General features: G+C 43.7%; 8 protein-coding genes and 2 pseudogenes. All 10 read left to right on the forward strand.

Annotated elements, in window-relative coordinates; genetic code table 11:
* Positions 1-464, forward strand: a 464-nt coding sequence (locus tag ABLT31_RS34560) for a (Fe-S)-binding protein (protein WP_367760201.1), incomplete at its 5' end; no start/stop codon positions are given.
* A 60-nt stretch (positions 465-524) separates the two neighbouring features.
* The gene (locus ABLT31_RS34565) at positions 525-1667 is read left to right on the forward strand and encodes an acyl-CoA dehydrogenase (RefSeq protein ID WP_367760202.1); all 1143 of its coding nucleotides are present in this window, start codon (positions 525-527) and stop codon (positions 1665-1667) included.
* A gap of 25 nt (positions 1668-1692) precedes the next feature.
* Positions 1693-4968 carry a fused isobutyryl-CoA mutase/GTPase IcmF gene (icmF, locus tag ABLT31_RS34570; protein WP_367760227.1) on the forward strand — a complete coding sequence of 1092 codons (3276 nt, stop codon included), beginning with the start codon at positions 1693-1695 and terminating at the stop codon, positions 4966-4968.
* A gap of 184 nt (positions 4969-5152) precedes the next feature.
* Complete coding sequence (locus ABLT31_RS34575) at positions 5153-5920, forward strand: electron transfer flavoprotein subunit beta/FixA family protein (RefSeq protein WP_367760203.1); 768 nt, start codon at positions 5153-5155, stop codon at positions 5918-5920.
* 15 nt (positions 5921-5935) lie between these two features.
* Entirely contained in the window at positions 5936-6919 is a 984-nt protein-coding gene (locus tag ABLT31_RS34580; protein ID WP_367760204.1) for an electron transfer flavoprotein subunit alpha/FixB family protein, read from the forward strand.
* A gap of 179 nt (positions 6920-7098) precedes the next feature.
* Positions 7099-7650 (forward strand): cob(I)yrinic acid a,c-diamide adenosyltransferase, encoded by a 552-nt coding sequence (locus tag ABLT31_RS34585; protein ID WP_367760205.1) that lies wholly within the window; start codon positions 7099-7101, stop codon positions 7648-7650.
* An 88-nt stretch (positions 7651-7738) separates the two neighbouring features.
* Positions 7739-8536: an ABC transporter substrate-binding protein gene (locus ABLT31_RS34590; RefSeq protein WP_367760206.1), complete on the forward strand. Its 798-nt coding sequence runs from the start codon at positions 7739-7741 to the stop codon at positions 8534-8536.
* A gap of 471 nt (positions 8537-9007) precedes the next feature.
* Positions 9008-9421 (forward strand): annotated as a pseudogene (locus ABLT31_RS34595) (pyruvate carboxylase); the annotation flags it as partial.
* Positions 9422-9560: 139 nt separating this feature from the next.
* Entirely contained in the window at positions 9561-10751 is a 1191-nt protein-coding gene (locus ABLT31_RS34600; protein ID WP_367760207.1) for an acetyl-CoA C-acetyltransferase, read from the forward strand.
* Between the two features lie 376 nt (positions 10752-11127).
* Positions 11128-11238, forward strand: a pseudogene (locus ABLT31_RS34605) (biotin/lipoyl-containing protein); the annotation flags it as partial.
* Between the last annotated feature and the right edge of the window lie 512 nt (positions 11239-11750).

Here is an 11750-nt window from a genome sequence, read left to right on the forward strand (position 1 = left end):
CCTTCAAGCATGAATATCCGGAATTTGGCTTAGAAGCGGAAGTGTATCATCATACCGAACTCATCTTCAAGTTAATCGAAGAAGGTCGTATCCAACCTACTAAAGAGGTAAAAGAAGCGATTGCCTATCACGATTCTTGTTACATCGGCCGTTATAACGAAATTTACGATATCCCTCGGAAAATTTTAAAGTCCGTTCCAGGGGTCAACCTGCTGGAAATGGAGAGAAACAAGCAAGATGCGATGTGTTGCGGAGCTGGTGGCGGGAATATGTGGATAGAAGAAACCCAAGGGAAACGCATCAACCTAGAGCGAACGGAGCAGGCCCTCCGGCTCAATCCGACAACGATTGGAAGCAACTGTCCATATTGCTTGACGATGATGAGTGATGGAACCAAGGCGAAGGAAGTAGAAAATCAGGTAAAAACATTGGATATTGCCGAGATTGTAGAGAAGTCTCTATAGTGCCCTTAGCATTATGGATGTATATAAATCAACTTATTTAAAAAAGGGAGAGTGTGAGAAATGAATTTTCAATTATCAGAAGAACATCAAATGATGCAAAAAATGGTCAGAGAGTTCGCTTTAAACGAATGTGAGCCTACTGCCGCCCAGCGTGACGAAGAAGAAACCTTTGATATGGGGATTTGGCACAAGATGGCGGAGCTTGGCCTGTGCGGGATCCCATGGCCGGAAGAGTACGGCGGTGCCGGTGCGGATTACCTGAGCTATGTGATCGCGGTCGAAGAACTGTCCCGCGTGGATGCCTCCATCGGGGTCACCCTTTCTGCCCATACGTCGTTAGCGGGATGGCCGGTATATAAATTTGGTACGGAAGAGCAAAAACAGAAATACTTGCGGGCGATGGCGGAAGGCAGAAGCATGGGGGCGTATTGCTTGACAGAACCGGGATCGGGTTCCGATGCCGTCGGAATGAAAACGACGGCAGTTCTGGATGGAGATGAGTGGGTCCTTAACGGCTCTAAGATTTTTATCACGAACGGAGGCTATGCCGACATTTATATCGTGTTCGCACAAACCAATCCGGAACTGAAGCACAAAGGCATTGCGGCCTTTATTGTGGAGAAGAGCTTCCCTGGCTTCAAAGTAGGAAAGAAGGAGAAAAAACTCGGTATTCGTTCCTCTGCTACAACAGAAGTGATATTTGAGGATTGCCGTGTACCGAAAGAAAATGTATTGGGTAACATCGGGGAAGGATTCAAAATTGCCATGATGACTCTTGACGGAGGTCGAAACGGGATCGCTTCCCAAGCGTTGGGAATCGCTCAAGGAGCGTTGGATCATGCCGTCGCTTATGCAAAGGAACGCGTTCAGTTTGGTAAACCCATTGGCAAGCTGCAAGCCATCCAATTCAAATTAGCGGATATGGCGACGAAAATTGAAGCTGCTCGTTTGCTGACCTACCAAGCAGCCTGGAGGGAAGACCAAGGCGTACCGTACGGACTCCAATCTGCTATGTCGAAATTGTTTGCCGGAGATATCGCGATGGAAGTGACGATTGAAGCCGTACAGGTCTTCGGAGGATACGGGTATACCCGTGAATATCCGGTGGAGCGATTTATGCGCGATGCCAAGATTACGCAAATTTACGAAGGAACCAACGAAATTCAACGATTGGTCATTGGCGGGTACCTATTAAAAGACTAAAAGGATGCAGAGGAAGGTGAAGACTTTGGAAACGAATATTTATCGCCCCACCCATAACGTACGCTTTGTGACAGCAGCCGCTTTGTTTGACGGTCATGATGCAGCCATTAATATTATGAGACGGATTCTCCAGGCTTCCGGTGTGGAAGTGATTCACCTCGGACACAATCGGTCCGTTGATGAGGTCGTGAATGCGGCCATTCAAGAAGATGTTCAGGGGATTGCCATCAGCTCCTATCAAGGCGGTCATGTGGAATATCTAAAGTATATGCATGATTTGCTAAAGCAAAAGGGTGCCAGTCACATTAAAATTTTTGCTGGAGGCGGTGGCGTGATTGTTCCCGCTGAAATCAAGGAATTGCACGAATACGGCATTGCCCGGGTATTCTCTCCGGATGATGGCCGTGAATTGGGACTGCAAGGCATGATCAACCATATGATCCGGGAAACGGATTTTCCCACCCCGAAACAGTTGGAACAAGAGTTGGCACACTTAAAAGAGAAGCAGTGGAGTGCCATCGCCAGACTCATTACCCTTGCGGAGGAAAATCAGGAAAGGGACGAGATCAATGGTTCCGTCGCTGCAGCCTTGGAGCAATGGCAGGTAGAGGCGCCAACCGTACCAGTTTTAGGGATTACAGGAACCGGAGGAGCTGGAAAAAGTTCTTTGACGGATGAATTGGTGCGACGCTTTCTAGAGCAATTCCCAGACCGATCTATTGCAATTATTTCCGTCGATCCCTCTAAGATGAAGACGGGAGGAGCCCTGCTTGGCGATCGTATTCGAATGAATGCCATCAACAATCCACGCGTGTACATGCGCAGTTTGGCTACTCGGGGATCGAAGTCCGAGTTAAGCCATGCGACGAAGGAAGCGGTTGATGTGGTCAAAGCGGCGGGTTATGACTTTGTCATTGTCGAAACGAGCGGGATTGGGCAAGGGGATTCCGGCATTGTTGAACTTTGCGATATCGCGATGTACGTCATGACGAGTGAATTTGGTGCCGCCACCCAATTAGAAAAAATCGATATGATCGATTTTGCGGATGTCATTGTCATCAATAAATTTGAGCGGCGCGGATCCGAAGATGCTTTGCGTGATGTACGCAAGCAATTTAAACGAAGCCGTCAGTTATTCGAAGTTCCCGATGAGGACCTGCCGGTATTCGGAACCATTGCCAGCCAGTTTAATGATGAAGGAACCAATGTTCTTTTCGCAAACCTGATGAAATTGGTGGAAGAGAAAACGGAGGGCTACTGGCCCACTTCTTATGATAGTAAGATTCAGAAGGTGACGAAGAAGAACTTGATTATCCCGCCAGACCGAACCGGATACTTGGGAGAGGTCGTTCAAACCGTCCGCCAATACAAGAAATTTTCGGAAGAGCAAGTAGGTTTTGCTCGCAAGCTGTTCCAATTGAAAGGAACAAAACAATTGGCGCAGCAGCACAATGGACAAATGATGTTAAAGCAAGAAACGGAAGCCTTTATCGCTAAACTAGATGAAATGATCACTCATTATGAGGCGAAGCTCCATCCCGAATGCAAACAGATGCTCGAACAATGGCCGAAAATGCGTGAAATGTACCAACAAGACCAGTTAGTGACCAAGGTTCGCGATCAAGAGATCGTAACGGAATTGTACACGGAATCGTTATCTGGAAACAAAATTCCGAGAGTTAGTGTACCGAAGTTTGAGGACCAAGGGGAAATCCTTCGTTGGCTACTGAAGGAGAACCTCCCGGGGTATTTCCCTTATACCGCAGGGGTCTTCCCATTCAAACGGACGAGTGAGGATCCCAAGCGCCAGTTTGCTGGGGAGGGAACACCCGAGCGTACGAACCGCCGATTCCATTATCTTTGCCAAAATGATGAAGCGAAGCGTTTGTCTACCGCTTTCGACAGTGTCACCCTATATGGGCAAGATCCAGATTACCGTCCGGATATCTATGGAAAAATCGGAAACAGTGGAGTGAGTGTGTGTACGCTGGATGACATGAAGAAATTGTATGAAGGCTTCGATCTCTGCCACCCGTCCACCAGTGTGTCGATGACGATCAATGGTCCGGCACCGATCATTCTTGCGATGTTTATGAATACGGCTATCCATCAGCAGGTAGAGAAGTTTATCCAGGAAAATGGAAGACAACCGAACCTAGAAGAGCAAGAACAAATTAAAGCATGGACACTGAAAACGGTTCGCGGAACGGTGCAGGCCGATATTCTGAAAGAGGATCAAGGGCAAAATACGTGTATTTTCTCGACGGAGTTTGCGCTCAAGATGATGGGGGACATACAACAGTACTTTATCGATCATAAGGTGCGCAATTACTATTCCGTAAGTATTAGCGGCTATCATATTGCCGAAGCGGGAGCAAACCCGATTTCCCAATTAGCATTTACGCTAGCGAATGGTTTTACCTTTGTTGAGTATTACCTCAGCCGCGGCATGCACATCGATGATTTTGCACCTAATCTGTCTTACTTCTTTAGTAACGGGTTAGATCCGGAATATACGGTTATGGGTCGTGTCGCCCGTCGCATTTGGGCGACGGTCATCAAAAATAAATATGGCGGAAACGATCGCAGCCAAAAGCTGAAGTACCATATCCAAACCTCCGGTCGCTCCTTGCATGCGCAAGAGATGGACTTCAATGATATCCGGACAACCTTGCAAGCCTTAATTGCGATCTATGACAATTGCAACTCCTTGCATACGAACGCTTATGATGAAGCCATCACGACACCGACAGAGAACTCCGTACGTCGGGCCATGGCGATCCAAATGATCATCAATAAGGAATTAGGCTTGGCAAAGAACGAAAATCCGCTGCAAGGTTCTTTTATCATTGATGAGTTAACGGATTTAGTAGAAGAAGCGGTATTGGCCGAATTCCAGCGTATCCACGATCGTGGAGGAGTTCTCGGAGCGATGGAAACGCAATATCAGCGAGGAAAAATTCAAGAAGAATCGATGTATTACGAACATAAGAAACACTCAGGGGAATTGCCGATTATTGGAGTCAACACATTCATTAATCCGAATGCAGATGAGAATGCCTATGAAATTGAATTGGCCCGTTCCACGGAAGAAGAAAAGCAAACCCAGATTCGAAATCTTCAAGATTTCTGGAAAAGACATGAAGACGAATACCCTGCCGCTTTAGAACGTCTGAAACAGGTTGCGCTGCAAAATGGAAATTTGTTTGAAGAGTTAATGGAATGCGTGAAAGTGGCCTCTCTTGGACAAATCAGCACCGCTCTATATGAAGTGGGCGGACAGTATCGACGGAATATGTAGGGTTTGGTCTGTGGGTATTACCTAATGTAGAAAACTGCTACCCTTGCCCATTCGATGGGCAAGGAAATGGAGTGGTCTACACTCTAATCTTACAAGTTTAGTTAACTGCAACTCCATCACTAGGGGAGATGCAAATCTCCCCATCTTTTTCAAATGAATCTAGTCCATATAGGAGGTAATCCGGATGAATATGCTCGTTTTACTGAAGCAGACGCTTGATACGGAAGAGAAAATCGTAATTGAACAGGGGCAAATTAAGGATGAAGGGTTGAATTTTATTATAAACCCTTATGATGAATATGCCGTAGAAGAGGCGATTAAGTTAAAGGAAGAGTTTGGCGGTGAAGTCACGGTGATTACGGTTGGTCCAAGCCGCGTGGAAAGTGCCCTACGAACCGCTTTAGCGATGGGGGCGGATAAAGGAATTCTAGTGGATGATGAAACTCTATTCGGTGATGAATATACCCTTTCCAAAGTATTATCCGCGGTGGTCAAAGATCGTTCCTTTGACATCATTTTAACGGGGAATATGTCCGTGGATAATGGTGCAGGCCAAGTTGGGATTCGCCTAGCGGAGGAACTCGGTATTTCGCCGCTCTCTTCCATTACCCAAATGACCATAGAAGGGGAAAAAGCGACGGTGGTCAGGGATGTAGAAGGAGATGCTGAAATCATCGAAACTTCTCTGCCCCTACTCATAACGGCTCAGCAAGGACTCAATGAACCCCGCTATCCTTCCCTTCCGGGTATTATGAAGGCAAAAAAGAAACCGATTGAAAGAGTAAGTGCAGATGATCTTGGGATAAGTCCGGCTGAAGTACAAGCCAAATCGATGGTCATCGATCAGTATTTGCCGAAAGCTAAGAATGCAGGGCGCGTTTTGTCTGGGAATCTAGCAGATCAAGCAAAAGAACTTGTACAACTGCTTCATCAAGAAGCCAAAGTAATCTAAGGGGGAGAAGGAGATATGAGCAAAAAAATCTTGGTATTGGCTGAAACACGTGAAGGAGCATTAAGAAATATTTCCTTGGAATGTTTATCTGCAGCTCAACGAGTATCTGAGGGCGGCGAGATTGTAGCAGCTGTTTTGGGAAGTGAAGCATCCCAATATGTAGACGCGTTGGCTCAACATGGAGCGAACATCGTATATACGGTTACCAATACCCGTTTGAATCAATATACAAGCGATGCTTATACGCAGACATTGGCTCAATTGTTACAGGAGGTCAATCCGGATGTCATCTTCATGGGGCATACCTCGTTGGGAAAAGATTTAGCCCCGCGTTTGGCGGCTAGATTTCAGTTAGGTCTCATATCAGATGTAACGGATATAGAGGACATAGGTGGTGAAGTCATTTTCACACGCCCGATTTATGCAGGAAAAGCTTTCCAGAAGAAAAAGATCGTGGATAAGCAAATCTTCGCCACGATTCGTCCCAATAATATCCCAGTGTCAAATGCAGATATCAATCGTACGGCTAAGCAGATTGAGTTTTCAGTAGAGATAAAGGATGTAAAAACGATAGTGAAGGAAGTGGTTCGCAAAGCGACGAGCGGCGTGGACCTTTCCGAAGCGAAGATTGTTGTATCCGGCGGAAGAGGGGTTAAGAGTCCTGAGGGATTCGCTCCACTGAAGGAATTAGCTGACGTATTAGGGGCTGCGGTGGGTGCTTCACGCGGCGCATGCGATGCGGATTATTGCGATTATTCTCTGCAAATTGGGCAAACGGGAAAAGTGGTTACACCCGATCTTTACATTGCTTGTGGGATCTCCGGTGCGATTCAGCATATAGCAGGTATGTCGAATTCAAAAGTGATTGTAGCGATCAACAAGGACCCGGAAGCTCCGATTTTTAGTATAGCTGATTATGGAATTGTAGGGGATCTGTTCGAAGTGGTGCCATATTTAACGGAAGAATTCAAAAATCTATTACAGACTCTCAAAGTATAGCTTTTAGTATGGGAATAGGGTCAATTCCGATCCGTTGTGAGAGTATTTTTGAAGAGACTTGGAGCTAAAGAAGGAAAAACCATAACATGATTTAAGCTCAAGTAAAAATGGGGTGGGGTGGATCCGGCTGGACCGCCCACACTCATGAAATATGAGCAGTCATTAAAGGGAGGGATAGAATGAAAATCTATACAAAATCGGGAGATAAAGGAGAAACAAGCCTTGTTTACGGACAACGTGTTTCTAAGCAATCTCCACGGGTCAAGGCATATGGTACTTGTGATGAGGCCAACTCGATGATTGGGTTGGCTCGTTCTTTACTTCCTCAGGAAGAACAATGGAATGATTTTCATAGAATCCTCCGTGTAGTCCAAACCAAGCTGTTTCATGTAGGGGCAGAATTGGCGACTCCACAAGGAAAAAAGGTTGGATGGAAAATTGTTGATGAGGATGTTTGTTTCTTAGAAGAACAAATTGATCAGATGGAGGTTGAATTACCACCTCTAGCTAATTTTATCTTACCTGGAGGACATCCCGCAGGGTCCGCACTTCACGTGGCAAGGACCATTGTACGTCGTGCAGAGAGAACAGCTGTAGAAATTCAAAAAGAGGAAGGCATTAATCAGGTGGTACTTCAATATTTGAATCGACTCTCAGATTTTCTCTTTGTTGCTTCAAGGTATATCAATCAGCACCTGGGATCACGTGAAGCAACGTTGCACCAAGAATAGTTCAGAGGAGAAATTTAATAGTCAAGCCTGAATATCAAGGAAATAGCTATTTTTCAATTTATACTCTTTAATATATGTGGTGAGCATAATGAGCGTAATAATCTTAGAGGATGATCTACAGAGAACAGTCTCATACCAGTTTCCGCCCAAAAAGATCATATCGCTATGTCCGTCTATCACAGAAACATTATATGCCTTGCATCTTTCCGATGAAATCATTGGGCGAACCAGGTATTGCATTCATCCTGCCCATCAAATCAAACAAGCTGCTATCGTAGGGGGAACAAAGCAAATCAACGAGGACATAGTACAACAATTGAGGCCAGATTTGATCATTGCGGAAAAGGAAGAAAACCCGAGGGAAATGATCGAGAACTTGGCTAAATCTTTCCCAGTCTATGTTATTAATGTAGAAAACTATGATGACGCATTAAAGATGATTGGTGATTTGGGGTATATATGTAATCAGCAGAAGAACGCTGAAAAAATAGTGATAGAAATCCAGGAGCGATTTCAATATCTTGAATCGGCTAATCAGACAAGGGTGGCATATGTCATTTGGAAAAAACCTTATATGGTTGCAGGGAATCATACGTTTATTAACTCGATCCTTGAAAAGTGCGGATTTATTAATGTTTTTAAGGATCGGCCAGAAAGGTACCCGGTTGTTACGATGGAGGAGTTGCAACAAGCAAACTTAAATTTTATCTTTTTATCTTCCGAGCCTTATCCTTTTAAGGCCAGAGATGAGATCGAGTTTGTTACACATGTACCTGGTGCTAAACCGATATTGGTTGATGGCGAAATCTTCAGTTGGTACGGAGTGCGTATGAGAAAGGCTGTTGATTATTTAAATCACTTAATCAATGAAGTGAAAGATGCGTAACTCTTTTTCTTGATATTAATAATCTGAAAGTTTTAACCTTTATTGTTGGTGTTGGGATAGCTGATCCTAAGACAATAAAAATTCACAATTAGCATAATCATCTCTGTTAAGAAGGAGCGTCAAAGGAGCTTCATCGATTAATGGGTTTTCATGTTTTTCGATAGGTGTTTAAAGACCGACTATCATCGGATTAAGAGTGTTGCAACCACTTGATCCATTGATTCATCGTACGTTGAATCCGTGGATGGAGTGGTTGTCACTCCTTTACTATAGTTGGCTAACGGTTGTGAGCTGTTGGTACATCTACTCCTCAACTTGGGAGGGAAGATCCCTCCTTTTTTTAGCCCGCCGGTATTTAAAATGTGAAAAATGAAAACTATTTCCAATTAATAGTTTCTGCTGTTATTTGAATAATTCAAATCTCCTAAATGAAAAAGGAAGAAACGATAAGATGCCAATTAACGAGGGACGAAAAGCGCTAAGGAATTCCGCATCCGCGGCGTAAAAACCAATATTCCTTTTTTGGAGAACGTGGTCCAACACCCAGACTTTTTAAGCGGGAAATATGATACGTCATTTATCGATACATCTAGAGAGCTGTTCGAGTTCCGCAAGCGCCGTGACCGCGGAACGAAGCTGTTAACCTATTTCGGACAAACCATCGTCAATGGTCATCCGGGATTACCGAAGGGCAAGAAGCCGAGCTTTGCCGCTCCGCGCATTCCAGTGACCTCTGTTAAGTAAGAATATCCGGGTGGTTCCAAGCAAATCTTGGAGGAGCGAGGGGCTGCGGGTCTTGTGGAATGGATCGAAAATGAAAACCGATTGCTCTTGACCGATACGACGTTCCGCGATGCCCACCAGTCCTTGTTTGCCACGCGGGTTATTTTTTCATAAGACGTTAATATGGAAAAGTCTGATTACTCTTTACGAAGTTTTTCTTTCTGGTTTATATCGTGGTAGGATTTATCAAGATGCTATTCCTTTGTAACATGTGTAAAAAATACAACAAGGAGAGAAAAAAATGAGTAAAAGAGATGTAGTTATCGTAAGTGCTGTTCGTACGGCAATTGGTTCCTTTAATGGATCCTTGGCTAGTGTATCAGCCATTGAATTAGGAGCAGTTACACTTAGAGCTGCCATCGAGAAAGTTGGACTGAAACCTGAACAAGTGGACGAAGTCATTATGGGCAATGTGTTGCAGGCTGGGCTTGGTCAGAATCCTGCCCGTCAGGCTGCGATTAAAGCTGGTTTTCCGGAGACACTTGCGTCTATGACGATCAATAAGGTTTGTGGTTCTGGTTTGAAGGCTGTTCATCTGGCTACTCAAGCGATTTTGACTGGGGATGCAGATGTCGTGCTTGCTGGCGGTATGGAAAATATGTCGCAAGCCCCTTACCTTTTGAAGAATGCCAGAAACGGATTCCGTATGGGCGATCAAAAAGTGATAGATTCTATGATTCATGACGGTTTGTGGTGTGCATTTAACAATTATCACATGGGGATTACAGCGGAGAATCTGGCTGAAAAATACGAGATTTCCCGTGAGGATCAAGACCAATTCGCAGCCTGGAGCCAGCAAAAGACCGAAGCAGCTCTTGCTGAAGGTAAATTTAAGGATGAGATTGTACCTGTTGTAATTCCACAACTCAGGGGAGATGCTAAAGTTTTTGATACAGATGAATTTCCGAGGAAAGGTATTACGGCGGAATCCTTAGGAAAACTTAAATCTGCATTCAAAAAAGATGGAATGGTAACAGCTGGTAATGCTTCTGGTATTAATGACGGCGCTGCAGTGCTTCTTCTTACGAGCAGAGAAAAGGCTGAAGAATTAGGGCTTAAGCCATTGGCAGTGATTAAAGCAAACGCCAGCGCAGGAGTAGATCCAAGCATTATGGGGATTGGACCGGTTCCTGCTACCCGCAAGGCGTTGGCGAAGGCAGGGCTGACTCTTGATGCGATCGATCTTATTGAAGCTAATGAAGCATTTGCTTCGCAATCATTGGCAGTTGATGTTGAATTGAATATCCCAAAAGATAAATTGAATGTCAATGGTGGAGCCATTTCCTTAGGGCATCCAATTGGAGCAAGTGGTGCAAGGATTCTTGTGACACTTGTCCACGAATTAGGGCGCCGTGAAGAGGCTAAGTATGGGTTAGCTACATTATGCATTGGCGGGGGACAAGGTGTTGCTACTGTAATTCAGAAAGAATAAACCATTTTATGTGGGAAAATACCACTGGTCTTGCAAAAATGTTCACTGATTTTCTCTATCTAACTTTAATTCGATTTAATATATAAATATGGATATTGATTTGCGGCGTAAGAAGCAAAAATGAGCTGAAGGTTAAAGTAGCCCTTGTTATCCGAAAAAAGTGGATATATTTTCTCTTCTTGGATTTATTGTATTTAACCATCTTACTTTTACTCACTCCAACTAACACCAGCATCATGGAGTTCTACCGGACTTCGTGGTTGCTGTTTTTTTCTGTCTTCCTTTAGATGATGTTCAGGGGGCGATGAATTATATAAAATCAGAAAAAGAGTAACAAAACCTGTATTTTTGTTACGATATTATTGTATAACCTGCGGAAACTACCATACAAGCTCCCTATAACGGAGTAATTAAAGTCATTCATGTAAAAGCTGGAGACACCATAGAGACCAATGATTTGCTCATTGAGTTAACTAAAGGTAAATGATGAAATAACATAGGACCACCGATTAAGCATCTTAAGGATACTTTATTTCCATTTAAAAGATGAATAATCGGTGGTCCTGTTTTTTAATTAATTGATCGTTATTTTAATAGAAGAGAAAATATAGTAAGAAAAATTCAAAATGTTATTTCTCTGTTTGGAATGTAAAAAAGTAGAAAAAATCATTTTGGATAGCCGATTAATATTCAAAACTGGATATGTTTATATGAATTCACGATATATCCCGTTGGGTATGTGCAAATCATCATTCTGGTCAGAATGAAATGTCAAAAGGTCAAGATGTAAAGAATGAAGTAGGTCAAGATTTTGTAATATCTCAAAGGAGGAATTCGATGAATTTAGAAGTGGTTCAAAAAGATAAATTAACATGTCCTTTAATCTTGTTGAATAGTTAAAAGCACGAAAAAATTTTTTACAAATCGTTCACTTTTTTTACAAACGAAGAGTTTAATACGAAAATTATCTCGAAAAAGTTGGCATAGATATTGCTATAT

The sequence above is a fragment of the Ammoniphilus soli genome (assembly GCF_040813775.1).

Coding starts and splice junctions, on each gene's coding strand:
- ABLT31_RS34565 (WP_367760202.1), top strand. CDS start 525: ATGAATTTTCAATTATCAGAAGAACATCAAATGATGCAAAAAATGGTC.
- ABLT31_RS34575 (WP_367760203.1), top strand. CDS start 5,153: ATGAATATGCTCGTTTTACTGAAGCAGACGCTTGATACGGAAGAGAAA.
- ABLT31_RS34580 (WP_367760204.1), top strand. CDS start 5,936: ATGAGCAAAAAAATCTTGGTATTGGCTGAAACACGTGAAGGAGCATTA.
- ABLT31_RS34585 (WP_367760205.1), top strand. CDS start 7,099: ATGAAAATCTATACAAAATCGGGAGATAAAGGAGAAACAAGCCTTGTT.
- ABLT31_RS34590 (WP_367760206.1), top strand. CDS start 7,739: ATGAGCGTAATAATCTTAGAGGATGATCTACAGAGAACAGTCTCATAC.
- ABLT31_RS34600 (WP_367760207.1), top strand. CDS start 9,561: ATGAGTAAAAGAGATGTAGTTATCGTAAGTGCTGTTCGTACGGCAATT.